Genomic DNA, 24,954 nt, shown 5'->3' on the forward strand with positions numbered 1-24,954 from the left:
GTGACTTTTGGCCGTCCGCGCCATGGTCACATTGATGGATCAGATAGCTGCGTATCGCCATTTTCGATGCGAAAGCCTTGACTTCTGCGCTATCATACATGAAACCGTCATTCTAATTTCTAGCGTTCTAATTTGACGCTGCGGCACCAAGATAGGTGCACAGGTCGACAAGGGGAGGATACCAGAATGCAAAAATCACTGTTCCGTCGCGTCTTGCTTGCCAGCGTTTGCTGCGCAGCAACCGCCACGCCGGTTTGGGCTCAGGAAGCTCAGGAAACCGTCGACGAAAACGTCATTGTCGTCACCGCCCAGAACCGCGCGCAGGACGTCAACGACGTTCCCATCGCCATCGACGTGGTCGGTGCCGAAGAGCTGCAGCAGGCTGGCTTCGGGTCGATGAACGACATCACCAAGATCTCGCCGGTAGTTCAGCTCAACCAGGATCAGGGGACTGTGAAGGTGACCGTCCGCGGCGTGGGCACCAATTCCAACGACGAAGCGCAGGACACCTCGGTCGTCGTCAACATCGACGGTGAATATATCAACCGCCCGCAGGCGCTGGGCATCTCGCTGTTTGATATGGACCGCGTCGAAGTGCTGCGCGGCCCGCAGGGCACGCTCTATGGTCGTAACTCGACCGGCGGTGCGATCAACTTCATCACTCGCAAGCCCGGCAACGATTTCGGCGTCAACGCGACGGCGAGCTATGGCAACTACAACGCGATCCGCTTTGATGGCGGCGTCGACCTGCCGCTCGGCGAAACCGCAGCGATCCGTGTTGCTGGTTTCTATGATGACCACGACGGTTATGTCTCGCACCCCGCAGGCGGTGGCTTCGGTCCGTTCCCGGCCTATGCAGCCGGCCGTACCGATGACAACAAGGCCTATGGTGGTCGCGTTTCGCTGCGCTTCGATCCCACTAGCCAGCTGTCGATCAATATCGCCGCTGAATATGCTGACCGTGAATATACCCCGCAAGTCTTCGCTGCTGCCGACCTCAATTCCGGTGGCCGTGCCCCGGCTGGTCCGGGCTGCAACTTGAACGGCTATACTCGCGTTGCAACCGCCTATGCTCAGACGCTGTGCATTCCCAACAGCACCAACTATCTCGCATCGATCAATCGTGCCTCCTATGCCGCACCCGGCTTCGGTCTCGGCAAGGTCGGTGACAGCACCTGGGCGCTTCGTGGCCGTCTGGCCTACGAATTCAGCGATGCGGCAACGCTGACCTACACTGGCGGCTATCGCGAACTGAAGGGTGATCCGAACAGCTTGCGCACGCTGCCGATTTCCTACCGCTCCATCAACTACGAGTTCACGGCTGATACGCACAGCCACGAATTGCGCCTGAACGGTGACATCGGCGGCATCATCTACCAGGTCGGCGGCTTCTACTTCAAGGAAGACGTCTACAGTGAATCCTGCTTTGGCTTGCCCATCGGGGGCCCGGCGGGCACCTGCCTTTCGTACTTCGGACGTGACGTGAGCAGCGAATCCAAGTCGGCATTCGGCCAGGTCGAGGTTCCGCTGGGTGAAACGCTTACCCTCGTCGGCGGCCTTCGCTACACCGACAACAGCCGCAAGGCGGTCTATAAGAACGCTTCGCCGTTTGGCCCGGGCGCCCCGGACTCGGCTCTGCTGGGAGCAGGTCTCGCACGCAAGGCCTTCTCGTCGCTGAAGTTCTTGTCGACGCTCAACCTTGCCATGTCGGAAAGCAAGACGACCTGGCTGGCAGGCATCAACTACAAGCCCAACTCTGACACGCTGTTCTTTGCCAAGGCGTCGACCGGTTTCAAGGGTGGCGGCTTTGACTCGGTCGGCAACTACAAGCCTGAATCGAATACGGCGATTGAAGCCGGTTGGAAGCAGAGCTTCGGTCCGGCTGGCGAACACCAGTTCAACCTTGGCGCGTTCCATTACGACTACAAGGACCTGCAGGTTTCGGTCCTGCTGGACACGACCATCGGTGGGCAGACGTTCAACGCCGGTAGCGCAAAGATCTGGGGCATCGAAGCTTCGGCTGACATCAAGCTGAGCGATAACGATACGTTCCACGCGTCGTTCAACTACCTGAAGGCAAAGTACGGCGAACTGCTTGCCCAGTTCAACGTCTACACGGTCCCGGGTACCGGCACCGATCTGAACGGCATCGGCGACCTCAACCCGACGCAGGCCGGCGTGCAGCAGCCGAACTTTGCGGGCAACCGTCCAGCCTTCTCGCCTTCGTTCATCATCACCGCCGGTTATGACCACGTCTTCCAGCTTGGCAGCGCCGGCAGCGTTACCGCCAGCGTGAACACCACGTTCAAGAGCAGCTACTTCACTGACTTCTACAATTACCGCGACGGCGAGCAGAAGGCCTTCACGCAGACCGATGCCAGCCTCGTCTACAAGCCGGAGAATGGCCGCTTCAGCGTGACTGCCTATGTGAAGAACATCGAAGACACCCGTCCGCTGACTTATGGCAGCTTCGTCTCGGCCGGTCCGGATGACATCTTCAACTGGCAGTTCGGCACGCCGCGTACCTACGGCATCCGCGTCGGCGTAGATTTCTGATCGCGATGGGGGCAGGGGGCGGCGCTTCGGCGCTGTCCCCTCGTTTTCCAGAAACGATTTCCTGCAACTGACGGGTCCCTTTCGGGGCCCGATTTTTTATGCGGAATCAGGATTGGTCGGAAAATGCCGCGCCGGCGCCATAGAAGCGGACCGTTGAGTCGGCTTCATCAGCGGTGATCATCACGCAAAGCTGCACGCCAAAGCGCAGCGCCAGCGGCGCGGGCAGGGTGATCTCTGTCAGGCGGCGATCGCCTGTCGGGTGATAGGCGCGCCATTCCTCGGGCACTTCGTGGAGGATGGGAACGGAGGCCGGCTCAGTGAGGCGCGGCGTCAGTTCGATCCGCTCCATGCCGCCGTGCTGCAGGCACATCCAGCCGATCTTGGCGCCATCGAGGCATTCCCAGAGCAGCGAAACTTCGGCGAGATAGAGCGGCTTTCCGCCCATTTCGACTGGGGTTGGCAGCGGAAAATGGAACCACACGGCCTTGCCCGCACGGATACGGAAGGTGGAGAAGAAACCCCGGTGAAAGCCGACGCCTTCGGACCACTCGGCCCCGTCAACCGCGGCGAGGAATTCGCTGCCCCGCTCCTGCGGGACGGCGGCGGCGGAGGGAACCCAGTGGCGCGCGACGATGGTCATGGCCTCAACCCCACCAAGGGTCCTTGCCGGGTTGCCATTTCATCGAACAACCGGAACTGGGCGTCTGGTCCTCGACCGGGATCGATCTGCCCGCCAGCACGGCGTCCACCGCGCGGCGCATGTCTTCGCCTGTCACCGGCAGGTCCGTACGCATCGGCGGTACACCGGGCAGCGGCGGGTGCGGCAGCTTCGGCCGGGAAGGGCAGTACTGTCCTGCATAGGACAGGTTGCGGTCGCCATCGTAGAGGAAGAAGTCGGGCGTACAGATGGCGTTGTAGGCCAAGGCAACGTCCTGGCTCTCGTCGTAGAGGTAGGGGAAGGGCAGGTCCCACTCCTTCGCGAAGGCCTGCATGTGCGGGTAATCGTCTTCCGGGAACTCATCCGGCCAGTTTGACGAGATGGCGATCACCTGCAGCCCCTTGGGTGCATATTCGCGGGCAAAGTCGCACAGGCTGGGCAGCATGTGCAGCACCACCGGGCAATGGTTGCAGATGAAGGCCACCAGCAGCGCCTTCTTGCCTGCGAATTCGGCGAGAGTGCGGATGCGGCCATCGGTGTCGGGAAGGGCGAAGTCCGGCGCGGGCTGGCCGTAATCAAGCTGGCGTGAAAAACGCAACATCGCACTCTCCCATTTATAAATAGAATTTGTATTCTTGTAACGTCGGGAGCGGTGCCGGGCAAGAGGCTCGATAAGAACTGCGAAGGCTATGCCTAATAGCCGTGACTTTGCCGCCGCCTTGCTGTTGGAAAGCATGACAGGCTGCGGCGCGCGCCAGCAGCGGACGGGAGTTTGCCATGAAGACCCAGGTTGCCATCATCGGTGCAGGACCGGCAGGCTTGTTCCTCGGCCACTTGCTCAAGGCCGAAGGCATCGACTGCGTCGTGATCGAACGGCAGACCCCGGATCACGTGCTGTCGCGGATCCGCGCCGGGGTGCTCGAACAGGTGACCGTCGGCCTCATGGAACGGCTCGGCCTTGATGCCCGGCTCAAGGCCGAGGGACTGGTCGAGGGCGGATTCAACCTGGCCGATGGCGAACGCTTGATCCGCATCGATTGTCAGGGCCTCACCGGCAAGACCGTGGTCGTCTATGGCCAGACCGAAATCACCCGCGACCTGATGGAAGCCGCCCCCTCTCGCGGACTGGAAGTGATCTACGGCGTCGGCGACGTGGCAGTGCACGACATCGAAAGCGATGCGCCCTATGTCACATGGACGAAGGACGGCAGCGCCGGCCGCATTGATGCGCGCTTCATCATCGGCTGCGACGGCTTCCACGGCCCCAGCCGCAAGGCAATCCCGGCGAGCGCCGCGCGCGAATTTGAGCGGGTCTATCCGTTCGGCTGGCTCGGCATCCTCGCCGATGTACCGCCGTGCCATGATGAACTGATCTACGCCAACCACGAACGCGGCTTCGCGCTCGCATCGATGCGCAGCCACACCCGCAGCCGCTATTACATCGACGTGCCGCTCACCGAAAAGGTCGAGGACTGGAGCGACGACCGCCTGTGGGATGAACTGGCGATCCGCCTCGGCCCCGATGCCGCCGCCAACATGACGCGCGGGCCGGCGCTGGAAAAATCGATCGCCCCTTTGCGGTCATACGTCTTCGAACCGATGCGCCATGGCAGCCTGCTGCTCTGCGGAGATGCCGCGCATATCGTGCCGCCGACGGGGGCCAAGGGCCTCAACCTCGCCGCAAGTGACGTGCACTATGCTTGCGAGGCGCTTGCAGGCTGGTTCAAGCGCAATGACGCCGATGCCGTGGCCGGCTATTCGGAGCGCGCGCTCGCCCGTGTCTGGAAGTCCGAACGCTTCTCATGGTCGTTGACCAAGCTGATGCACCGCTTCCCCGAAGACGGTCCGTTCGAACGCAAGATGCAGGTCGCCGAGCTTGAATACATCGCCTCAAGCGTCGCCGCGCAGGCCGCTATTGCCGAGAATTACGTGGGCCTGCCGGTCTAAGGTCAGGCCCACGCGGGGCTGGGGTCAGACCTCGCCCCAGACGTCCTGTGCCACGTTCATCACCAGTTGCAACTTGGCGCTTTGCTGCGCGAAGCTGACCTCGTTGCCATGGACAGTCGACGAAAAGCCGCACTGCGGGCTGAGCGCCAGCTGATCGAGTGGTGCAAACTTCGCCGCATCGTCAATCCGCGCCTTGATGCTGGCCGGGTCTTCCAGCTCGCCAAGCTTGGTGGTGATGAGGCCAAGCACGACGCGCTTGCCTTTGGGCAGGAAGCGCAGAGGGGCGAAATCGCCAGAACGGGCATCGTCATATTCCAGGAAATAACCGTCGACGGCCAGCTCGTTAAGCAGCACTTCTGCCACCGGTTCGTAACCGCCTTCAGCCGCCCAGCTTGACCGGTAATTGCCGCGGCAGAGGTGGACGCAAACGGTCATGTCGGCTGGCCGGTCCCGGATCGAATCGTTGATGACCTTGGCGTAGAGCCGCGGCAGATCGTCCGGGTCCATGCCGCGGCGGCGCGCGTTTTCGCGCTGGGTATCGTCGCAGAGATAGGCCAGGTTGGTATCGTCGAGCTGGAGATAGCGGCACCCGGCATCGGCCAGACTGGCGATCTCGGCGCGGTATGCGGCGGACAGGTCCTCATAGAACTGGTCGAGGTCGGGATAGGCCCCGGCATCGATGGCTTCACGCCCGCCGCGAAAGTGCAGCATCGTCGGCGAAGGGATCGTCACCTTCGGCGTCTGCGTGGCGCAAGAGGCGAGGTATTCGTAATCGGCCCGCTGGATATCACGCGCGTGACGCAAAGGCCCGGTGATGGTCATGACCGGCGGGGCATATTCCAGCTCGTGCCCGTCATGGCGGTGGAAATGGACCTGCGTGCCGCCGGCTTCGTCGACGCCGTCCAGCTGGAGCAGGAAGTCGGTGTGGAAGAAAGTGCGGCGGAATTCGCCGTCGGTTACGCCCTTGAAACCAAGGTCTTCCTGCATCTTCACCACGTCGGCAATCGCCGCATCTTCGGCAATGCGAAGCGCCGCCTTTTCGATGGTTCCGGCCTTGAAAGCCTCTCGCGCATCTAGCAGCGCTTTGGGTCGCAGGAAGCTTCCGACATGATCGGCGCGGAATGGGCGTGCAGTCATTTCACTCTCCAGTTTTTACTATGCGTCATACCAATATAGCGCCATCGGATTGGTGACCAGCATCTTGTGCTGAAGCTCCACAGTTGGCGCGATGCGGGGGATCATGTCGACGAGATGGCCGTCGTCTGGGATCTCGTTATCCATGTTGGGATGCGGCCAATCCGTGCCCCAGAGCACGCGGTCCGAATAGTCGGCGACCAGCGGCGCGACGGCGTCGGCAAAGGCGTTCCACGGGTCGCCAGCGCCGCCTTCCTTGATCGCGTCGAGCCGGTCGGGGCAGGTAGCCTTGAACCACACATCGTCGCGGGCATCGAGGAAGGCGCGGAAGGCCTTCATGTCCGGCCCGTCCGGTCCCTGCCGCACGTCTGGACGGCCCATGTGGTCGATCACCAGCGGCACCGGGATCGCGTCCATGAAGGGGCGCAGTTCTTCGAGGATGTCGGCTTCGAAATAGATGACCACGTGCCAGCCCTTGGGCAGGCGCTTTGCGACTTCGAGAAACTTGTCCTTCGGCGCGTCATCGACGAGGCGCTTGAGGAAGTTGAAGCGGATGCCCCGGATGCCGCCGTCGTGCAGCGCGGCCAGTTCGGCCTCACTGATCGCGGGGTCGACCACGGCCACGCCGCGTGCCTTTCCGTTCGACTTGGCAATGGCATCAAGCGTGGCAGAATTGTCCGTGCCGTGGCAGCTCGCCTGAACGATGACATTCCGCGCGAACCCCAGGTGGTCGCGCAGGGCGAAAAGCATGTCCGGCCCGGCGTCTTCGGGCAGGTACTTGGCCTTGGCGCTGAACGGGAACTGCGCCATCGGGCCGAACACGTGGCAGTGCGCATCTACCGCGCCCGGTGGCGGCGTGTAGCGCGGCTTGCTGGGATTGGCGTGCCAGGAAACGATCCGGTCGGTCATGCGAAAACCACTCCATCCATCAGCTTGCGCGCGGTGCGCAGCAGGGCGGCGGAGACAACGTCGCCCGCCTCGTTGACTTCAAGCACACAGCTCATTTCGCCGGTCGGGTGCTCGACCGAAAGCGTCTTGGTGGGCCCCTCCGGAACCACGGCCACTTCCGCAGCAGGCGATCCTTCGATCAGGCAGGCCGTCGCCACGCTGACCGCGCCGAGTACGCCGATCGTCGCATGGGCGCGGTGTGGGATGAAACTGCGCACGCAGATTGCGCCGCCATCCTTCGGCGGGGCGACAAGCATCATCTTGGGCACCGATTTCTCGCGCACGTCGCCAAGGTTCATCCTTTCGCCCACTGCCAGCCGGATCGCTTCGATCTGCGCCTTAAGCTCGGGATTGGCGTCGAGCCAGTCGCGCTCCTCATAGCCGGTGATGCCGACATCGGCGGCCTTCATCACGACGCAGGGCATGCCGTTGTCGATCAGCGTGACCGGCACGCCGTTCACCACATCGACCGCATTGCCACTGGGCAGCAGCGCGCCGCAGGAGGAGCCGGCGGTATCCTTGAACAGGGTCGGCACGGGGGCATGGGTTCCAGGAACGCCATCGATGGCGGCGTCTCCGGCATAGGTCACTACGCCCCCCGGCGTCTGCACCGTGGCAACGGCTACCTGACCGGTGTTCTCCATGAAGATCGACACGCGCGTTTCGTCGCCCGTCGCCGCCACCAGTCCGCGCTCGATGGCGAATGGCCCGACGCCGGCGAGAATATTGCCGCAGTTCTGGGCGTCGGTGACGATGGCCTGATCGACGAAGACCTGCAGGAACAGGTAATCGACATCGATCCCTTCGCGGGCCGACTTCGAGACCACCGCGACCTTGCTGGTCAGCGGGTCGCCGCCGCCCATGCCGTCAATCTGGCGCGGGTCGGGAGAGCCCATCACGGCGAGCAGGAAAGCATCGCGCTCGGCAGTATCAGCGGGCAGGTCCAACTTGAGGAAGTAACCGCCCTTCGAAGTACCGCCGCGCATCCACATGCACGGGGCGGAATGGGGCTTAGACATATTTCAGCCCTTCCGCCTCCAGCCGCTCGCGCATCTTGTACATGTCGAGCCCCAGCTCTCCGGCAGCCAGCCGGGCGCGCTTGTCCGCCTCATTGGCTTCGCGAGCGCGGGCGGCTTCGAGAACTTTTGTGGCGTTCTGGCGCGGGACGACGCAGACGCCGTCATCGTCGGCAACGATCACGTCACCCGGATTGACCAGCGCTCCAGCGCAGACCACCGGCACGTTGACCGATCCCAGCGTGTTCTTGACCGTGCCTTGCGCGAAGACCGCCTTCGACCACACAGGGAACTGCATTTCAGTGAGATCGCGCACGTCGCGCACCCCGGCGTCGATGATCAGCCCCCGGCACCCGCGCACCTGCGCCGATGTGGCGAGGAGGTCGCCGAAATAGCCGTCTTCGCAAGGAGAGGTTGGCGCGAGCAGCAGGATGTCACCGTCCTGCAATTGTTCGATGGCGACATGGACCATCCAGTTGTCACCCGGTGCGGCGGAGATCGTCACTGCCGAAGCGGCGATCCGCGCGCCGGAATAGATCGGGCGCATGTAGCTGGCGAGCAGGCCGGTGCGGCCCTGCGCTTCGTGGACAGTGGCAACACCGCATTCGGCCAAGCCGTTGACCACGTCGATGGGCGCGCGCTCGATGTTCTGCACGACAATTCCACTCACGGCATCTCTCCTCGGCAAGTCCGGCTTTGGATTGAGGCTTAGTCCTCGCGGGGGACAGGTGAAAGCACAAGTCTGGCATCGTGATTAGATTTCGCTAAGATGGCTGCCATGGAAATCTGGGATTTCAACCTGCGGCACCTGCGCGCGATCGTGAAAATCGCGGAACTCGGCACGATGAATGCCGCGGCGCAGGCGGTGAATCTCACCCAGCCGGCGATAACGCAGGCGCTCAGCCGGATCGAGGGAATGCTCGGCGCAACGCTGTTTGAGCGGCGCCATAACGGCATGGCCACCACGCCTGCGGCAGACCTGTTCGTGCCGCGCATCGCCGCTGCGCTTGACCATATCGCCAGCCCGCACGTGACGATGAGCCGGATGCGCGCCCTGCTCGCGCTGGCGGATTCGGGCAGCTATTCAGGGGCGGGCATGGTGACGGGACTGTCGCTCCCCTCGCTGCACCGCGCGGTGAGCGATCTGGCGCTGGCCACCCGGCGCTCGCTGGCCGAACGGCGCGGCAAGATTGTTATCCTGACCGACGCGGGCGAGGCGATGGCGCGCTCCTTCCGGCTCGCCCGGGTAGAGATCGAGACCGGCCTGTCTGAACTCGCCGCTGCGCGCGGGCATGAAACGCGGCGCATCTCGATTGGCGCCATGCCGCTGTCGCGCGCGCGGGTTTTACCGGCCGCCGTGACGCGGTTCCTCAAGCGCAATCCGCAGGTGCGCGTGACGATCATTGAGGGCTCGCGCGCCGAACTCGTCGATCCGCTACGCAACGGAGCGATCGACCTGATGATCGGCGCGAGCCGCGAGCCGCTGCTGGAGCCTGACCTCGTCCAGAAGGGCCTGTTCCGCGACCATCTCGTCGTGATCGGGCGCAAGGGACATCCGCTTTCCGGCTCCACGCCAGACGCCCGCGCGCTCGCCGCCTATCCATGGGTCGTGCCGTCGCCGGGAGCGCCGTTGCGACTGATATGGGAACAGCTGTTCGCCCGGGCAGGCGTTGCCCTGCCGCCGGTCCCGGTCGAATCCGGGTCGGTCATGACCATCCGCCAGTTGCTCATCGAGAGCGATCTCCTGACCCTGCTTTCGCCTGATCAGATTGCGGTTGAGCTTGAGGCAGGCTGGGTCGACCGGATCGCCGACCTGCCAAACGATCTCGACCGCACCATAGCGGTCACCACGCGCGCTTCGTGGCGGCCGACCGCCATCCAGCTCGAGTTCCTGCACGATCTGGACGCGGTGACTGCCGGTTAGGCTGCTTCGAGCAAGAGGGTTGCCGCTGCCGTGTTCGAAATCGGGATGTGGTAGTTCCGGTGAATCTCCCGCGCTGCCGGCCCCAGTGCGCCGCGCGCGGCGATCCAGTTGAGCACTTCGACTCCCTGCGTGCCGGCTAGGCGCACGATTTCATGGATGGAATCGCGGGTCAGGGCATCGGGATCACTGGTGAGATTATCGAGACAAAACATGTCGTAATCTCGGTTCATGAAACCTGCTCGCTCGCCGTCTAGCTGGTGTGACAGGCCGCCGGTGCCGATGATGACGATGCGCTCCGCACCCTGCCAGCTTTGCAGCGCGCAGTGGACTGAACGGCCGAGTGCAAGGCAGCGTTTGGCAGAGGGTAGGGGGTGCTGCACCGTGTTGATACCAATCGGCACAACACGCACCGGCCATTCCTCCGCACCCGGCCATGCCAGCTCGAATGGGATCGACAAGGCATGATCGACCAGCATGTCCTGACAGGTGACGGGGTCGAATTCGTCCTCCACCATCTGTTCGATGATATGCCAGGACAGCGGCGCATGGCCCTGCATCGTCTTGTAGATCGGCAGGCCCCAGCCTTCATCGGCGTTGGCATATTGCTCGGCCGCACCAACCGCGAAGGTCGGCATCTTGTCGAGGAAGAAGTTCAGTCCGTGGTCGTTCGAAAAGCAGACCGCGACATCGGGCTTCACTTCGGCCAGCCATTCGCGGACTTTCGGGAAGCCGTCGAAGAACGGTTTCCAGTACGGTTCCTCCTGCGCGCCGCGATGGATCGCGCCGCCGATAGCGGGTACGTGGCTGGTGAAATAGGCACCAACGATTTCGGCCATTTCGCTTCTCCTTATGCCTGATCAAGCAGGCGTTGCTTGAAGGCTTCGACGCTCAGGCCGGTCTGCCTCGCGCCGACATCCTGAACGTTCAGGCCGAATATTCCCGCGAGCTTGGCGAGGTAATAGATGTTGCCGCCAGCCGCGATCATGCCGAGGATGTCGCGGTCTGCCACGGCCTTCACCTGATCCGGGGTGAGGTTGAACCGGGCGCAATATTCGGCTTCGTCCCGGCGGAAAGCCTCGCGGTTTTCGGCGCGGTTGAACGAATAGCACATGGCGTTGAGGGCATATCCCTTTTGCGCCGCATCGCCATCGAACAGGTGGGTGCCGGGGATCGGCTTGCCGGGTTCGCCGGTCATCGCTGTGATAGTCATGGCTGAAGCTCCTCGAACGGGTATCCGATGGCCCTGCCTAGCGCGGCGGAGGCGGGGCGGGTTGATCGAGGTCAAGAACACGGCGGACGCACGGCGTTCGGAACCCGCTTAGCCTGATCTAATAGCGCTTGGTCACAAAGAATTTGCTCGGCAAGCGGACAGGGCGCAGTCCGCTTGCCATGACGCAAGGGCTTGCACTTGTCGGCTTCGGAGAGGCTGGATCGACGTTCGCTACCGCAGGGCAGTGGGGCGAAGGTGCGCGTGGGTTTGATCTGCTTGCAGAGCGCCGCGCCGCGATGGCCGGGGCCGGGATTACCGCTTGCGCCGATGCGCGCGCCGCGCTCGAACAGGCCGAGTTGGTTCTGTGTCTCGTGACTGCAGATCAGGCGCTGGCTGCGGCGAACGATTTTGCGCCAATGCTCAAGCCCGGCGCAATCTGGTGCGATATGAATTCCGTTGCGCCTGACACGAAGCGGGCGGCGGCAAAGTTGGTTGAGGCAGCGGGCGGACGGTATGTCGACGTTGCTGTGCTGGCTCCGGTCGAACCGGCGCGGCTGGCGGTTCCGTTGCTGCTCGCCGGAAAGGCCGCGCCTGAGGCTGAGGTGGCGTTGCGGGCGGCGGGCTTCACCAATGTTCGCGTGGTTGGCGATGCGGTCGGCAGGGCCTCAGCGATCAAGATGATCCGCTCGGTCATGGTCAAGGGCATCGAGGCGCTGACCGCCGAAATGATGCTGGCTGCCGAACAGGCCGGGGTGGCGGACGAAGTGCTCGCCTCGCTCGATGCCAGCGAAAAGCCGCGCCCCTGGCGCGAGCGCGCCGAATACAACATCGAGCGCATGGTCACTCACGGCTTGCGCCGCGCCGCTGAAATGGAAGAATCGGCCAAGACCCTGCAAGGGCTGGGCGTGGAGCCGGTGATGACCGCCGGCACTGTGCGCCGCCAGCGTGAACAGGCCGGAAAACCGATCAAGAGGAGCTCGACCACGTGACCATGATCATCGACTGCCACGGCCATTACACCGTGGTGCCCAAGGCCCACGATGACTGGCGCGAGGCGCAGAAGGCGGCTTTCAAAGCAGGGGAGGCCGCGCCGCCCTATCCCGACATTTCGGACGTCGAGATTCGCGAAACCATCGAATCGAACCAGTTGCGCCTGATCAAGGAACGCGGCGCGGACATGACGATCTTCTCCCCGCGCGCGTCTGCCATGGCCCCGCATGTCGGCGACCAGTCGGTCGCGGTGAAATGGGCGCAGGTGTGCAACGATCTTATCGCCCGCGTTGTCGGCCTCTATCCCCAAGTGTTCGCCGGCGTCTGCATGCTGCCGCAGTCGCCCGAGGCGGACATGACGAGTTCGATTGCCGAACTGCGCCGCTGCGTCGACAAGGGTTTTATCGGCTGCAACCTCAATCCCGATCCGGGCGGCGGCCACTTCAAGCATCCGCCGCTGACGGATGAATTCTGGTTCCCGTTCTACGAGGCGATGTGCGAGCTGGACGTACCGGCGATGATCCACGTTTCGGGTTCGTGCAACCCGGCGATGCACGCGACTGGCGCCTATTACATCGCCGCCGATACCATCGCTTTCATGCAGCTTCTTGAAGGCGATCTGTTCAGCCGTTTCCCGAACCTGCGCTTCATCATCCCGCACGGCGGCGGCGCGGTGCCTTACCATTGGGGACGCTATCGCGGCCTCGCCGACATGCTCAAGAAGCCCGACCTTTCGGGCCACCTGATGAACAACGTGTTCTTCGATACCTGCGTCTATCACCAGCCGGGGGTGAACCTGCTGGCCGACGTGATCGACAACAAGAACATCCTGTTCGGCAGCGAGATGGTCGGCGCGGTGCGTGGGATCGACCCGACGACGGGGTTCTATTTTGACGATACCAAGCGCTATGTCGACGCGCTGGATATCTCCGATGCCGAGCGTCACGCGATTTTTGAAGGCAACGCGCGGCGGGTTTTCCCGCGGCTTGACGCCCAACTGAAGGAGCGCGGACTGTGAGCACCTGGCTGACCAATGCCTGGTACGTCGCCGGGTGGGATAGCGACATCGATTCCGCGCCGCTGGCTCGCACCATCTGCGGTGTGCCGATGCTGTTCTACCGCAAGCTCGACCGCTCGGTTGTCGCTCTGCGCGATGCTTGTCCGCACCGGCTTCTGCCGCTGTCGATGGGCTTCAAGGAAGGCGATTCGCTGCGCTGCAAGTACCACGGCCTGCTGATCGGACCTGATGGCGCGGCGCTGGAAATGCCGCTGAAGGACGCGCCGGTGAACCGCCGGGTCTGCGCCGAAGCCTATGTCACGCACGAACGGCACCGCTTCGTCTGGGTGTGGATTGGCGACCGCGACAAGGCAGATCCGGCGCTCATCCCCGATCTGTGGCCATGCTCGGCCGAGGGCTGGGTGTTTGACGGCGACTATTACCACATCGCCTGCGATTACCGGCTGATGATCGACAACCTGATGGACCTGACGCACGAAACCTATGTCCATGTCGGCTCGATCGGCCAGCCCGAGATCCTTGAGGCGCCGATTGCCACGCGGGTTGAGGGCGAGGACGTTTATGTCACGCGCTGGATGCCGGGCGTCGATGCGCCGCCGTTCTGGCGCAGCGCACTGGGCAAGGAAGGCGCGGTCGATCGCTGGCAGGTCTGCCGCTTCCTCCTGCCTTCTGCGGTGATGATCGACGTTGGCGTGGCTCCGGTTGAGGCCGGCGCGACAATCGAGGAGCATGATAGCGGCGTGCGCGGCATGGTGGTCGATTTCATGACCCCCGAAACCGAAAACAGCCATCATTACTTCTGGGGCATGGCGCGCAATTTTGACATCGACGATGTCGGCCTGACCGCGCGGATGAAGCGCCAGCAGGGCGGCGTTTTTGCTGAAGACCTAGCCATTCTCGAGGCACAGCAAAAGTCGATCGACGACAACCCCGGCCTGCGGCTGATGGCATACGAGATCGACGAAGGCGGCGTCAGGTCGCGCCAGATCATAACCCGGGCGATGAAGCGCGAGAGCGAAGGACTTGTCCCATGAGCGGCCCCGTCTCGATCCACGATTACCTGGCCGAGTTCGACGATATTCCCGGCACGCGCGTCTTCACGGCGATGCGCGCGCGGCAGGGCTATCACCTCAACCAGTTCGCCATGAGCCTGATGAAGCCGGACAACCGCGAGCGGTGGAAAGCGGACGAGCGCGCCTACCTCGACGAATGGAAACTGTCCGAAGACCAGAAGCAGGCCGTGCTGGCCCGCGATTACAACCGCATGCTGGAATTGGGCGGGAACATCTATTTCCTGTCGAAGATATTCTCGACTGACGGGATTCCCTTTGCCGAGGCCTGCTCAACCATGACCGACATGACTTTCCCTGAATACCGCCAAATGATGCTCGATGGCGGCCGTTCGCCTGAGGGCAATCGGTCTATTAAAGCCAACCGTGCCGCCGAAGGCGCCACGGACAGCAAGGAGTCTTACTGACATGGCGCGCATTACCGCCGGGGTTGGCTCCAGCCATGTGCCGCTGCTCGGCGTCGCGGTCGATCAGGGCAAGTGGCAGGACGATTATTTCGGCCCGATCTTCAAGGGCTATGAGTGGACGCGCGAGTGGGAAAAGGCTGAGAGGCCTGACGTCATCATCCTCGTCTACAACGATCACGCCTCGGCCTTCGACGCCAGTATCATCCCGACCTTCGCGATCGGCTGCGGCGAAAGCTACAAGCCGGCCGATGAGGGCTGGGGGCCGCGCCCGGTGCCCGATGTCGAAGGCGCGCCGGAGCTTGCCTGGCATATCGCGCAGAGCCTGATCCTCGACGATTTCGATATGACGATCATCAACGAGATGGACGTCGATCACGGCCTGACAGTGCCGCTGTCAATGATGTTCGGCCAGCCCGAGAAGTGGCCCGCAAAGGTCATTCCGCTCGCGGTCAATGTCGTCACCTATCCGGTGCCATCGGGCAACCGCTGCTGGGCGCTTGGCGAGGCCATTGCCCGCGCGGTGGACAGCTTCCCCGAAGATCTCGACGTGCAGATCTGGGGCACTGGCGGCATGAGCCATCAGCTTCAGGGGCCGCGCGCCGGGCTGCTCAACCGGGAGTGGGATAACCGCTTCATGGACATGCTGGAAAGCGACACCGACGACGCGCGCCATATCCCGCATATCGAGTATCTGCGAGAAACCGGCAGCGAAGGCATTGAAATGGTGATGTGGCTGATCATGCGCGGCGCGCTCGGCAAGCGCGTGAAAACGCTCCACCGCCACTATCACATCCCTTGCAGCAATACGGCCATCGGCCATCTCGTTCTGGAGCCTGAACTATGACCCAACCCCTCCGCATCGCTCTGGCCGGTGCCGGCGCATTCGGCGAAAAGCACCTAGATGGCCTGAAGAATATCGACGGCGTTGAAATCGTCTCGATCATCAGCCGCACCGCCGAACAAGCTGCTGCCGTTGCCGAAAAGTACGGGGCGAGGCATTCATCGACCGAGCTTGCCGACGCTCTTGCGCGCGATGACGTCGATGCGGTGATCCTCTGCACGCCGACCCAGATGCACGCCGAACAGGCGATTGCCTGCATGAACGCCGGCAAGCACGTGCAGGTGGAAATCCCGCTGTGCGATACCTGGGCCGATGCCGAGGCTGTTGTCGCCAAGGCCAGGGAAACCGGTCTTACCTGCATGGTCGGCCACACCCGCCGCTTCAATCCCTCGCACCAGTACGTGCATAACAAGATCGTCGCGGGCGAGCTGAACATCCAGCAGATGGACGTCCAGACCTACTTCTTCCGCCGCAAGAACATGAACGCCAAGGGCCAGCCGCGGTCGTGGACTGACCACCTGCTGTGGCACCACGCCGCGCACACGATTGACCTGTTCGCCTATCAGGCAGGCAAGATCGTTTCGGCCCATGCCATGCAAGGGCCCAAGCATACCGAACTCGGCATCGCGATGGACATGTCGATCCAGTTGAAAAGCGAAAGCGGCGCGATCTGCACGCTGTCGCTGTCGTTCAACAACGACGGCCCGCTGGGCACATTCTTCCGCTACATCGGTGACACCGCGACCTACATCGCGCGTTACGATGATCTGGTGAATGGCAAGGAAGAGCCCATCGATCTGACCGGCGTTACGGTGAGCAACAACGGCATCGAACTGCAGGACCGCGAATTCGTCGCGGCGATCCGCGAAGGGCGCGAGCCGAATTCGAGCGTGTCGCAGGTGCTCGATTGCTACCGCGTGATCGGCGAGCTCGCCACCAGCCTTGAGGCGCAGGACGGCTGGTCGTGAAGCGGCTTCTGGCGGGGCGGCAAGTCAATCCCTTCGGCCTCGGCTGCATGGGGCTGACCCATGGCTATGGCGTGCCGCCCGCGCCGGAAGATGCGGCAAAAGTGCTCGAGGCCGCGCTCGATCTGGGCGTCGATCATTTCGATACGGCGAACATCTATGGCGCCGGCCGCTGCGAGACGCTGATCGGCAATACGCTGGCGCACCGGCGCGATGAGTTCTTTCTCGCGTCGAAAACCGGCATAATGTTCGATGGGCCGAAGCGCGGGACGAACTGCCACCCTGATGCCGTGCTGAAGTCGCTCGACGAGAGCCTGGCGCGACTCAAGACCGATCATCTCGATCTGTTCTACCTGCACCGCTTCGATGCGTCGGTGCCGATCGCGGATTCGATTGGCGCACTGGTCCGTGCAATGGAGGCGGGCAAGATCCTGTCCTACGGCGTGTCGGAATGGTCCGCCGCGCATATCCGCGAAGCTCATGCGGTCCATCCAGTGGCGGCGGTGCAGACCGAATATTCGCTGTGGACCCGCAACGTCGAGATCGCGGTGCGCGATACCTGCGCTGAGCTGGGTATTGCTCTCGTTGCCTTTTCGCCGCTTGGGCGCGGTGCGTTGGCGGAGGGTATCCGCGATACTTCGACCCTGCTCGAAAGCGATATCCGCTATTCGCACCCGCGCTTTGACGCGGACAACTGGCCCCGTAATCTCGCGCTGATCGATGGGTTCAATGCTGTCGCCCGGCGTGAAGGCGTGATGCCGGCGCAACTGGCGCTGGCGTGGGTGCTGTCTCGCGGGGACAATGTGCATGTCATCCCCGGCACCACCAACATCGCGCACTTGGCTGAGAACATGGCGCGGCAGGACTGGCAGCCCGATGCAGCGTTGCTCGATGAAGTCGGCGCGCTGATCAACCAGCAGACGGTGTCAGGACCCCGCTATCCTGCAAATATGCAGAAGACGATCGACACCGAGGAATTCACCTGAGCGCCCGTCTTAAGGAAGATGGCCCAACGAAAAACGGCCCCGCAATCGCAGGGCCGTCCATCGATCGAAAATCGGAAATCAGCGCTGTTTGGTGAGCCAGGCGATGATCGCCTTGCGCTGGTTCGCATCGCTCACTGCCATGACCATGCGGGTGCCCGGCACGACCTTGGTCGGGGTGGCGAGGAACTTGTCCAGCGAGGCGGCATTCCAGGTGATCGGCGCAGCCTTAAGTGCAGGCGAATAGTTCTTGTAGGTGCTCGCGCCAGCCTTGCGGCCAACCACGCCGCGCAGGTTAGGGGCCAGCGCCGTCGATGCGCCGCCGGGGGCGACCGTGTGGCAGGCCTTGCAGCGCATATTGAACGCGGCTTCGCCCGGATCGCCGGCCTGAGCCGCAGCGGGAAGGGCAGTGGCACCGGCGATGAGAGCAAGGGAAACGGCAAAGAAACGGGTAATCATCGGGAGGGGGACTCCAGTTCGGATCGGCTTTGATCGCCGGAATGGACTTAATGCACTTTCGGGATGCTGAACAGGCAAAATTGGCATGACCAATCCTGCGGCACGGTTACATGAAATCTTCCATGCTGGCCGGCGGCGGCTGGTTGAGCTGTTCAAGGCTGGTCGGCGCGCCCTTGGATATCCACCAGGCAAAGGCCCCGGTGATCACCAGAACAACGGCAGCCTTCCACAGCGGCGCAATCCGCGGAGCTTCGACATCGTCAGGCAGATCGCGCGATCCGGTCACCATCGGCGGAACGATCCGGTCCTTCTTGACCAGCGAATAGTAAAGCACCGCGGCAATGTGGATCACGACAAAGGCCAGGATCAGGTTGAAGCCCAGCTCATGGATTTCGGCCAGTGAGCGGGCAGTGTCATATTCGACCATGCTCGTCAGCGGGCTGCCGACATTGTCTTCATCAAGGGCAAAGAGCCCCAGCCCGACCTGAGCGGCCAGAAGCGCCAGCAGGATGAGCACGCTCCAGCCGCCGGCCGGATTGTGGCCGGCGTGGGCCTTGGCCGGACCGCCGGAAAAAAAGCCGCGCAGATAGCCGGCAACCGCGCCCGGGCCCTTCAGGAACTGGCTGAAACGCGCGTTTGACGAACCGACGAAGCCCCAGATGATCCTGAACGCCACGATGGCGAGCACGACATAGCCCAGCGTCATGTGCAGGCTGAGGTTGTCGTTCTCCGCCGTCCACCACATCGCCGGCAACAGCACCACCAGTGACCAGTGGACCAGCCGGATTGGCAGGTCCCATAGCCGTGTCTTGCGCAGCGGCGCCTGCATCAATCTTTCGCCTTGAACGGATCGTGGCAGCCCTTGCACGTCGGGCCAAGGCCCATCACCGCTGCCTTGGTAGCGTCGACATTGCCGGACTTGGCAGCGGCGCTGAGCTTCCTCGAAGCTGCAACCAGCTTGGCGGCGGCACCCTTGAATTCGACGTTCTTCTGCCAGATCGCGGGCAGGGCGGCGGTCTTCACGCCGGCTTCGGAGCCGGTGCCCTTGGGGAAGTGACCCGAGACCTTGGCTGCAGCCTTGGCCACCGCGTCGGCATTAACGCGGTAGACAGCGATGCTGGGCGCAGGCTTGCGGCCTTCATCGAGCATGGCCTTGAACGACTTGCCGATGACCTTGAAATTGGCCTGGCGTTCGGAAATCGTCTGCTGCGGCGATGCGGCCATGGTCACGGCACCAAGGCCAAGGCTGCCGGCAACGGCGGCGAGCACGATAAGCTTCTTGTAGGACATAGACCCTCCTGAAATTCGAGGGCGTTCATGGCCCGGATTGCGCCTTGGCGACAATCAGTTTTTTGTAACTGGTCGATACAAATATGTGCGGACGGTAACAAACCACTCGACCCGGCTACCAGTCCGCGCTTGCAGCATCGACCAACGCGCCGCTATGGCTCGGGCAATGTGGTTCCAGATGAAACGGATTTTGTCATGAACGGCGCGGAAGCCCTTGTCTCGACGCTGATCGCCGGGGGTGTCGATACCTGCTTTGCCAATCCCGGCACTTCGGAGATGCACTTCCTTTCCGCGCTCGACAATCCGGCGATGAAAAGCGTGCTGTGCCTGTTCGAAGGCGTGGCTACCGGGGCGGCGGACGGCTATTTCCGGATGAAGGAAAGCCCGGCAGCGACCCTGCTCCACCTCGGCCCCGGCCTCGCCAATGGGCTGGCAAATCTCCATAACGCGCGGCGGGCGCGCTCGGGCATTGTCAACGTGGTCGGCGATCACGTGACCACGCACCTGCAATACGATGCGCCGCTGACCTCCGACCTGGAAGGCATCGCCCGCCCGCTGAGCCACTGGCTGCGCACGACCGACGGCGCGCATACGCTGGCGCATGATGCGGCGCAGGCGGTAGCGGCGGCGCGCGATTGCCAGATCGCCACGCTAGTCCTGCCGGGTGATGCCTCATGGGGTGATGCGGGCGAGGTTTGCGCCAGTCCCGCTGCCAATCCGGTCCGCGCTGCGGCACCGGCGGATCGCATCGATCACGTGGCGCGGATGATCCGTAAAGCCGACGGTCCGGTCCTGCTTATCCTTGCCGATCGGACCTGCCGGGGGCGCGGGCCGGAACTCGCCGGAAAAGTCGCTGCTTCCACCGGCTGCCGTATCGCCACGCAGTTCTTCACCAACCGTATCGAGCGCGGCGCAGGCCGGGTGACGCTTGAGCGTATTCCCTATTTCGTCGAAGCGGCGGTCGAATGGCTCAAACCGTTCCGCCACATCGTCACGGTGGAAACCGGCGAGCCGATCGCGTTTTTCGCCTATCCCGGCTGGCCAAGCCTGCTCAAGCATCCCGAGGCGCAGGTCCACTCTCTCGCCCTGCCGGGAGAGGACGGAACCGCCGCGCTGGAAATGCTGGCTGATGCGCTGGGCGCGTCATCGACGAAACCAGTTTGGCAGGAACGGATCGAAACGCCGGCACCCAGCGGACCTCTCGATCCCGTGTCGATTGCCCATGCGCTGGCCGCCGCGATGCCGGAGAACTGTATCCTGGTCGACGAATCGCTCACCACCGGGCGCTCGTCGATGGCGCTGACGGCAGGGGCGATGCCGCACGATACGCTGCAGAACATGGGCGGTTCGATCGGCTTCGGTACCCCCGTGGCCACGGGTGCGGCCATGGCCAGCCCGGGGCGGCGGGTGTTCTGCCTCGAGGGCGATGGCTCGATGATGTATACCCTGCAATCGCTGTGGACGCAGGCGCGCGAAAGCCTCGACGTGACGACGATCGTCTTCGCCAACCGCAAATACAAGATCCTCGAAGCTGAATATGCCAACATGGGCTTCGGCACGCCGGGGCCGCGCGCGGCGGAAATGATGGAGATTGATCGGCCAACATTGGGCTTTGTCGCGCTGGCCAAGGGGATGGGCGTTCCCGGAACGCGGGTCGATACGGCGGAAGATTTTTATGCCGCTCTGGTCCGGTCCTGCGGTGAGCCGGGGCCGTCATTGATCGAGGTAACGCTCTAAGCGGGATCGATGGCCTGAAGAGCAGGCTTGCGACTCATCCCCTAATGCGCCAACTGGTCAAACCAGTTTCCGTGGAGAGGATCAGGCGCGCATGTCACTCAACCTTTTTGAAGCACCTGCACTTGGTCGCCGCCAATTCCTGTCAGGACTTTCGGCCGGTGCCGCAGGGATAGTGCTGGGCGGATCTGCGCTCGCCGCCGGACGGCGCGGTTTTTTTGACCGCATCGGCAAGCCCATCGGCATCCAGATCTATACGCTGGGTGACGAGGCCGGTAAGGACATCGACGCCACTTTCGCGCGGCTCTCGCAGATCGGTTACCGCGATCTCGAGCTTCCGGGACTGCTGGGCAAGACGCCGGCCGCGCTGAAAGCCGCGGCTGACCGGGCAGGGCTGCGTTTCAGTTCGATCCACTTGCCGTTTCAGGGCATGCCGGGAGGCGGTAGCCTCTCTCTCATGAGCGATCCGCAACGCATTGCCGACGATCTTGGCGCGCTCGGTATCTTCCAGGGCGTTGCGCCAATTGCGCCATTCCCCGTGAACTTCCGCCCGCAACACGGTGAGGACATGAAAGCCGCCATCGGCCGCAGCTTTGCCGCCGCCGGCAAGGGCCACTGGCAGCGCACCGCCGCCACGCTGAACGAGCGCGCCGCCGCGCTCAGGCCGTTCGGCATCGTGATCGGCTATCACAACCATAACATCGAATTCGCGCCGGTTGATGGCACCACCGGCTGGGACGTGCTGGTCAGCGAGACCGATCCCAAGCTGGTACATTTCGAAGTCGATGTTGGCTGGGTCACCGCCGCTGGGCTCGATCCTGTAGCTTTCTTCCGCAAGCACACCGGGCGCTGCCGGTGGATGCACATCAAGGATGTGAAGGCGAGCACCCAGACCAATTTTGTGCTGTCGATGGACCCGACCGAAGTCGGCTCAGGCAAGCAGGACTGGGCGCGAATTCTGCCCGCAGCCCGCGCCGCCGGTGTCGAGCATTTCTACCTTGAGCAGGAACCGCCGTTCACCATGCCGCGCATCGATGCCGCTGCCAAGGGCTTCACCTTCCTCTCGCGCCTGAAGGCCTGATCCATGCTCCACCGGCTTGTTCTGCTGACCATCGCCCTGTTCAGCCTCGGTGCGCCTGCGCTTGCGGCGGAACCGTCTCCGCGCGAAGTGACTTCGTTGTCCGAAGGGTGGCACTTCCAGTTCGGCGATGTGGGCGATGCCCCCGCGCAGGCCGGTTTCGATGATGCTGGGTGGGATAAGGTCTCGGTCCCGCACACCTGGAACAAGGTCGGCAATTACGGCACCACCCGGGATTCCAGCACGGACAACCGGCAGGGCATCGGCTGGTATCGCCTGACCTACAACGCGCCGCCCGCAGCCAAGGGCCGGCGGCAATACCTCGATTTCGCAGCGGTCGGGAAGATCGCGCGGGTCTGGGTCAACGGGCAATTCGTCGGCGAACACCGCGGCGCCTATGGCCGCTTCCGCTTTGAAGTGACGAAGCACTGGAAGCCTGGACAGGCGAACCTGATCGCCGTTCGCGCCGACAATTCGAAGCCTGAGGCGGGCAAACCGACAGGTGAGACGATTCCGCTGGCAGGCGACTTCTTCGTTTACGGCGGGCTGTACCGGCAGGTACAGCTGATCACGGCAAACGCAGCCGGGATCGACCTGCTGGACTATGGCTCGCCCGGCGTGTTCGTGCGCACGGCCAGCATCGTGCGCAAATCGGGGCTGCCCGATGAAGCCGTGCTCGATGTTACAGCGCGCCTGCGCGAACCGCGCCGCAACGGCAGGACCAGGGTTTCGGTTACGATCCGCGATGCCGCAGGTGCTGTGGTGGCTGACCGCGCGCCGATGCCGGCCAAGTATGATGCTGCCGTGATGACGGGCGACGAGATTGGCACCGCCGACGGCAGGATTGCCCTGACCTCGCCGCGCTACTGGGACGGCACGCGCGATCCCTACCTCTACACCGCCACGGTCGAAGTGCGGAAAAAGGGCAAGCTGATCGACAGTGTGACCCAGACCTTTGGCATCCGCGATTTCCGCGTCGATGCCAACGAGGGCTTCTTCCTCAACCCGCACCCGATGGTTCCCGGCTCGGGCTACGTCCGGCTCCACGGCGTCTCGCGCCATCAGGACAAGCAGGGCAAAGGCGCGGCGCTGACCGCAGCTGACCATGCCGAGGACATGGCACTGATGAAGGAGCTGGGCGCCAACACCGTACGTCACGCCCACTACCAGCACGCCGATGAATGGTCGGACGAGGCGGACAAGGCGGGGATGATCGTCTGGGCCGAACTGCCCTATGTCACCTCTCCCGGACTTGCCGGCGGCAAGGGCAGCCCGGAGCTGTGGGCCAATGCCGAACAGCAACTGAAGGAGCTGATCCGTCAGAACTACAACCACCCCTCGATAGTAATGTGGTCAGTGGGCAACGAGGTTGATTCGGCCAAGGGCTTCGGCAAGGCGGCAGGCGATCCGCTGCCCCTGCTCAAGCACCTGAACGCCATTGCGAAGGTAGAAGACCCCAGCCGCCCGACCACCTTTGCCGATTGCTGCGAGGGTCTGCAGATCCTGGGCATGGACGGCAGCAGCATGCTTGCGGGCGCTGCGGACCTCATTGGCTACAACCGCTATTTCGGCTGGTACATGCCGAAGCATCTGGAAGCGCGCGCGCAGGCCGGGGCGGAGTTCGATCGCCTCCACGCCAAGCATCCGACGCTGCCGATCTCGATCTCAGAATGGGGCGCGGGCGGGGCGACGACGCAGCATAGTGACGACGTGAAATCGGGTTTCCTCAACTTTATCGGCCGTCCGCAACCCGAAGAATACCAGTCCTACGCCATCGAGCAGAACTGGCTGGCGATGAAGGACCGCAAGTACCTTTACGCCACCTGGCTGTGGAACATGTTCGACTTTGCCAGCGACCTGCGCGGCGAAGGCGACGCGGTGGACGTCAACACCAAGGGCGTGGTCACGTATGACCGCAAGCTGCGCAAGGATGCGTTCTACTTCCTGAAGGCCAACTGGAACCCCGAACCGATGGTGTGGATCACCGGTAAGCGCCATGCCTTGCGGCCCTATCCGACCGCCGAGGTGAAAGCCTATTCCAACGCGGAGCGCGCTTCGCTCAGCATCAACGGGCGCGATCTGGGTGAGGTCGCCTGCGCGGACCGCATCTGCCTGTGGCCCAGCGTTGCCTTGGCGAAGGGTGAGAACCGCGTGGTGGTATCCGCGAGCCATGGCAGCAAGATGCTGCGTGACGAAGCGGTGTGGACTGGCCCGGACACTGCGCGCGGGCTGGCGCTTGATGCCGGCGATCTTGCTGGACAGGTCGTGGCTGGCAAGCCGTTCGGGTCGGATGCCTTCGTCACCGGCGGCCGCACCGTGCCTCTGTCGATGGGCGGCTTCGGTTCCAATCGCGCCCCTTCGAAGAAGGTCATTGCCGAACGGCCCGAGCACTACGCTTACTGGCGCGAAGGTGAGGCCTTTTCCTATGCCCTGCCGGTAGCCGACGGCAACTGGACCGTGACCGTGCACACATTCCAGCCGGATGCCGCTCTGGCAGATAGCAGCGCGACGATGGCAATTACCGCCAATGGAAAGCCGGGCCTCGCGCCCTTCGCTATCGGCAAGGAGGCTGGCGGCCCGCTCAAGGGGCTGGCGAAGAGCTTCTCTGTGACGGTGAAGGGCGGCGTGCTCAAGCTCGATTTCAGCGGGCAGGGCGGCAATGCTGTGGTCGCGGCGCTAGAGGTCACGCCGAGATAATTTGACACGATCATGTCAAAATGACACGT

At 63.2% G+C, this 24,954-nt stretch carries 24 protein-coding genes; 13 read left to right on the forward strand and 11 right to left on the reverse strand.

All coding sequences use genetic code 11. The features are described from left to right. The first annotated feature begins 186 nt into the window (after positions 1 to 186). Positions 187 to 2,556 (forward strand): TonB-dependent receptor, encoded by a 2,370-nt coding sequence (locus WG900_RS07945; protein ID WP_339966159.1) that lies wholly within the window; start codon positions 187 to 189, stop codon positions 2,554 to 2,556. 106 nt (positions 2,557 to 2,662) lie between these two features. Here WG900_RS07945 and WG900_RS07950 read toward each other — a convergent pair whose 3' ends face one another. Next, a complete protein-coding gene (locus WG900_RS07950; RefSeq protein ID WP_339966160.1) occupies positions 2,663 to 3,196 on the reverse strand; it encodes a hypothetical protein in 534 nt (177 codons plus the stop codon). Positions 3,197 to 3,200: 4 nt separating this feature from the next. Beyond that, positions 3,201 to 3,815: a thioredoxin family protein gene (locus WG900_RS07955; RefSeq protein ID WP_339966161.1), complete on the reverse strand. Its 615-nt coding sequence runs from the start codon at positions 3,813 to 3,815 to the stop codon at positions 3,201 to 3,203. 176 nt (positions 3,816 to 3,991) lie between these two features. Here WG900_RS07955 and pobA point away from each other — a divergent pair, with 176 nt between their 5' ends. Beyond that, complete coding sequence (pobA, locus tag WG900_RS07960) at positions 3,992 to 5,161, forward strand: 4-hydroxybenzoate 3-monooxygenase (RefSeq protein WP_339966162.1); 1,170 nt, start codon at positions 3,992 to 3,994, stop codon at positions 5,159 to 5,161. A 24-nt stretch (positions 5,162 to 5,185) separates the two neighbouring features. On the opposite strand, the gene WG900_RS07965 is transcribed toward pobA, so the two are convergent. From WG900_RS07965 to ligK, 4 genes are read right to left on the reverse strand one after another with little or no spacing between them, the layout of a single operon-like run. Continuing rightward, on the reverse strand, positions 5,186 to 6,298 hold the full coding sequence (locus WG900_RS07965; RefSeq protein WP_339966163.1) for a 5-methyltetrahydropteroyltriglutamate--homocysteine S-methyltransferase: 1,113 nt from the start codon (positions 6,296 to 6,298) through the stop codon (positions 5,186 to 5,188). Positions 6,299 to 6,316: 18 nt separating this feature from the next. Continuing rightward, positions 6,317 to 7,204, reverse strand: coding sequence for an amidohydrolase family protein (locus WG900_RS07970; protein WP_339966164.1), 888 nt, complete (start codon positions 7,202 to 7,204; stop codon positions 6,317 to 6,319). Continuing rightward, positions 7,201 to 8,262: a 4-oxalomesaconate tautomerase gene (locus WG900_RS07975; protein WP_339966165.1), complete on the reverse strand. Its 1,062-nt coding sequence runs from the start codon at positions 8,260 to 8,262 to the stop codon at positions 7,201 to 7,203. The genes WG900_RS07970 and WG900_RS07975 overlap by 4 nt, the downstream gene beginning before the upstream one ends. Further along, a complete protein-coding gene (gene ligK / locus WG900_RS07980) occupies positions 8,255 to 8,929 on the reverse strand; it encodes a 4-carboxy-4-hydroxy-2-oxoadipate aldolase/oxaloacetate decarboxylase (protein WP_339966166.1) in 675 nt (224 codons plus the stop codon). The genes WG900_RS07975 and ligK overlap by 8 nt, the downstream gene beginning before the upstream one ends. Positions 8,930 to 9,037: 108 nt before the next feature. Here ligK and WG900_RS07985 point away from each other — a divergent pair, with 108 nt between their 5' ends. Further along, positions 9,038 to 10,183: a LysR family transcriptional regulator gene (locus tag WG900_RS07985; RefSeq protein ID WP_339966168.1), complete on the forward strand. Its 1,146-nt coding sequence runs from the start codon at positions 9,038 to 9,040 to the stop codon at positions 10,181 to 10,183. Here WG900_RS07985 and WG900_RS07990 read toward each other — a convergent pair. Continuing rightward, positions 10,180 to 11,019 carry a class III extradiol dioxygenase family protein gene (locus WG900_RS07990; RefSeq protein WP_339966169.1) on the reverse strand — a complete coding sequence of 280 codons (840 nt, stop codon included), beginning with the start codon at positions 11,017 to 11,019 and terminating at the stop codon, positions 10,180 to 10,182. The two genes, WG900_RS07985 and WG900_RS07990, sit on opposite strands and share 4 nt — an antisense overlap. Positions 11,020 to 11,030: 11 nt before the next feature. Next, positions 11,031 to 11,393 (reverse strand): protocatechuate 4,5-dioxygenase subunit alpha, encoded by a 363-nt coding sequence (locus WG900_RS07995; RefSeq protein WP_339966170.1) that lies wholly within the window; start codon positions 11,391 to 11,393, stop codon positions 11,031 to 11,033. Between the two features lie 179 nt (positions 11,394 to 11,572). Here WG900_RS07995 and WG900_RS08000 point away from each other — a divergent pair, with 179 nt between their 5' ends. Genes WG900_RS08000 through WG900_RS08030 form a run of 7 tightly spaced genes read left to right on the forward strand, consistent with a single transcriptional unit; the run spans position 11,573 to position 17,670 of the window. Continuing rightward, positions 11,573 to 12,382 (forward strand): NAD(P)-dependent oxidoreductase, encoded by an 810-nt coding sequence (locus WG900_RS08000; protein WP_339966172.1) that lies wholly within the window; start codon positions 11,573 to 11,575, stop codon positions 12,380 to 12,382. Beyond that, positions 12,379 to 13,401, forward strand: coding sequence for an amidohydrolase family protein (locus WG900_RS08005; RefSeq protein ID WP_339966173.1), 1,023 nt, complete (start codon positions 12,379 to 12,381; stop codon positions 13,399 to 13,401). Before WG900_RS08000 ends, WG900_RS08005 begins: the two co-directional genes overlap by 4 nt. Next, complete coding sequence (locus WG900_RS08010) at positions 13,398 to 14,435, forward strand: aromatic ring-hydroxylating dioxygenase subunit alpha (RefSeq protein ID WP_339966174.1); 1,038 nt, start codon at positions 13,398 to 13,400, stop codon at positions 14,433 to 14,435. Before WG900_RS08005 ends, WG900_RS08010 begins: the two co-directional genes overlap by 4 nt. Further along, complete coding sequence (ligA, locus tag WG900_RS08015; RefSeq protein WP_339966176.1) at positions 14,432 to 14,878, forward strand: protocatechuate 4,5-dioxygenase subunit alpha; 447 nt, start codon at positions 14,432 to 14,434, stop codon at positions 14,876 to 14,878. The genes WG900_RS08010 and ligA overlap by 4 nt, the downstream gene beginning before the upstream one ends. Position 14,879: 1 nt before the next feature. Beyond that, entirely contained in the window at positions 14,880 to 15,722 is an 843-nt protein-coding gene (locus WG900_RS08020; RefSeq protein ID WP_339966177.1) for a class III extradiol dioxygenase subunit beta, read from the forward strand. Beyond that, positions 15,719 to 16,687, forward strand: a complete 969-nt coding sequence (locus tag WG900_RS08025) for a Gfo/Idh/MocA family oxidoreductase (protein ID WP_339966178.1) — start codon at positions 15,719 to 15,721, stop codon at positions 16,685 to 16,687. The genes WG900_RS08020 and WG900_RS08025 overlap by 4 nt, the downstream gene beginning before the upstream one ends. Beyond that, positions 16,684 to 17,670: an aldo/keto reductase gene (locus tag WG900_RS08030; RefSeq protein ID WP_339966179.1), complete on the forward strand. Its 987-nt coding sequence runs from the start codon at positions 16,684 to 16,686 to the stop codon at positions 17,668 to 17,670. The genes WG900_RS08025 and WG900_RS08030 overlap by 4 nt, the downstream gene beginning before the upstream one ends. 78 nt (positions 17,671 to 17,748) lie before the next feature. On the opposite strand, the gene WG900_RS08035 is transcribed toward WG900_RS08030, so the two are convergent. From WG900_RS08035 to WG900_RS08045, 3 genes are all read right to left on the reverse strand, one after another. Further along, positions 17,749 to 18,126, reverse strand: a complete 378-nt coding sequence (locus tag WG900_RS08035) for a c-type cytochrome (protein ID WP_339966180.1) — start codon at positions 18,124 to 18,126, stop codon at positions 17,749 to 17,751. A 106-nt stretch (positions 18,127 to 18,232) separates the two neighbouring features. Beyond that, positions 18,233 to 18,955: a cytochrome b/b6 domain-containing protein gene (locus tag WG900_RS08040; RefSeq protein WP_339966182.1), complete on the reverse strand. Its 723-nt coding sequence runs from the start codon at positions 18,953 to 18,955 to the stop codon at positions 18,233 to 18,235. Then, on the reverse strand, positions 18,955 to 19,416 hold the full coding sequence (locus WG900_RS08045) for a c-type cytochrome (protein ID WP_339966183.1): 462 nt from the start codon (positions 19,414 to 19,416) through the stop codon (positions 18,955 to 18,957). The genes WG900_RS08040 and WG900_RS08045 overlap by 1 nt, the downstream gene beginning before the upstream one ends. A 195-nt stretch (positions 19,417 to 19,611) precedes the next feature. Between WG900_RS08045 and WG900_RS08050 the strand changes: the two genes are divergently transcribed. The 3 genes from WG900_RS08050 to WG900_RS08060 all read left to right on the forward strand — a co-directional run bounded on the left by WG900_RS08050 (position 19,612) and on the right by WG900_RS08060 (position 24,925). After that, positions 19,612 to 21,153 carry an acetolactate synthase large subunit gene (locus WG900_RS08050; protein WP_339966184.1) on the forward strand — a complete coding sequence of 514 codons (1,542 nt, stop codon included), beginning with the start codon at positions 19,612 to 19,614 and terminating at the stop codon, positions 21,151 to 21,153. A 91-nt stretch (positions 21,154 to 21,244) separates the two neighbouring features. Next, a complete protein-coding gene (locus WG900_RS08055) occupies positions 21,245 to 22,231 on the forward strand; it encodes a sugar phosphate isomerase/epimerase family protein (protein ID WP_339966185.1) in 987 nt (328 codons plus the stop codon). Between the two features lie 3 nt (positions 22,232 to 22,234). Next, the gene (locus WG900_RS08060; protein ID WP_339966186.1) at positions 22,235 to 24,925 is read left to right on the forward strand and encodes a glycoside hydrolase family 2 TIM barrel-domain containing protein; all 2,691 of its coding nucleotides are present in this window, start codon (positions 22,235 to 22,237) and stop codon (positions 24,923 to 24,925) included. Positions 24,926 to 24,954: the final 29 nt, after the last annotated feature.

Origin of the sequence: Novosphingobium aquae, from assembly GCF_037572715.1 — a bacterium.
Lineage (GTDB): Bacteria > Pseudomonadota > Alphaproteobacteria > Sphingomonadales > Sphingomonadaceae > Novosphingobium > Novosphingobium aquae.

Excerpts from the sequence above, each read along its gene's own strand:
- WG900_RS08035 (WP_339966180.1), bottom strand. The coding sequence starts at position 18,126 with ATGATTACCCGTTTCTTTGCCGTTTCCCTTGCTCTCATCGCCGGTGCC.
- WG900_RS08000 (WP_339966172.1), top strand. The coding sequence starts at position 11,573 with ATGACGCAAGGGCTTGCACTTGTCGGCTTCGGAGAGGCTGGATCGACG.
- WG900_RS08045 (WP_339966183.1), bottom strand. The coding sequence starts at position 19,416 with ATGTCCTACAAGAAGCTTATCGTGCTCGCCGCCGTTGCCGGCAGCCTT.
- WG900_RS08050 (WP_339966184.1), top strand. The coding sequence starts at position 19,612 with ATGAACGGCGCGGAAGCCCTTGTCTCGACGCTGATCGCCGGGGGTGTC.
- WG900_RS07950 (WP_339966160.1), bottom strand. The coding sequence starts at position 3,196 with ATGACCATCGTCGCGCGCCACTGGGTTCCCTCCGCCGCCGCCGTCCCG.
- WG900_RS07970 (WP_339966164.1), bottom strand. The coding sequence starts at position 7,204 with ATGACCGACCGGATCGTTTCCTGGCACGCCAATCCCAGCAAGCCGCGC.
- WG900_RS08055 (WP_339966185.1), top strand. The coding sequence starts at position 21,245 with ATGTCACTCAACCTTTTTGAAGCACCTGCACTTGGTCGCCGCCAATTC.
- WG900_RS08025 (WP_339966178.1), top strand. The coding sequence starts at position 15,719 with ATGACCCAACCCCTCCGCATCGCTCTGGCCGGTGCCGGCGCATTCGGC.
- WG900_RS08040 (WP_339966182.1), bottom strand. The coding sequence starts at position 18,955 with ATGCAGGCGCCGCTGCGCAAGACACGGCTATGGGACCTGCCAATCCGG.
- WG900_RS08060 (WP_339966186.1), top strand. The coding sequence starts at position 22,235 with ATGCTCCACCGGCTTGTTCTGCTGACCATCGCCCTGTTCAGCCTCGGT.
- WG900_RS07995 (WP_339966170.1), bottom strand. The coding sequence starts at position 11,393 with ATGACTATCACAGCGATGACCGGCGAACCCGGCAAGCCGATCCCCGGC.
- WG900_RS08020 (WP_339966177.1), top strand. The coding sequence starts at position 14,880 with ATGGCGCGCATTACCGCCGGGGTTGGCTCCAGCCATGTGCCGCTGCTC.
- WG900_RS07975 (WP_339966165.1), bottom strand. The coding sequence starts at position 8,262 with ATGTCTAAGCCCCATTCCGCCCCGTGCATGTGGATGCGCGGCGGTACT.
- WG900_RS07965 (WP_339966163.1), bottom strand. The coding sequence starts at position 6,298 with ATGACTGCACGCCCATTCCGCGCCGATCATGTCGGAAGCTTCCTGCGA.
- WG900_RS07955 (WP_339966161.1), bottom strand. The coding sequence starts at position 3,815 with ATGTTGCGTTTTTCACGCCAGCTTGATTACGGCCAGCCCGCGCCGGAC.
- WG900_RS07990 (WP_339966169.1), bottom strand. The coding sequence starts at position 11,019 with ATGGCCGAAATCGTTGGTGCCTATTTCACCAGCCACGTACCCGCTATC.
- pobA (WP_339966162.1), top strand. The coding sequence starts at position 3,992 with ATGAAGACCCAGGTTGCCATCATCGGTGCAGGACCGGCAGGCTTGTTC.
- ligA (WP_339966176.1), top strand. The coding sequence starts at position 14,432 with ATGAGCGGCCCCGTCTCGATCCACGATTACCTGGCCGAGTTCGACGAT.
- WG900_RS07985 (WP_339966168.1), top strand. The coding sequence starts at position 9,038 with ATGGAAATCTGGGATTTCAACCTGCGGCACCTGCGCGCGATCGTGAAA.
- WG900_RS07945 (WP_339966159.1), top strand. The coding sequence starts at position 187 with ATGCAAAAATCACTGTTCCGTCGCGTCTTGCTTGCCAGCGTTTGCTGC.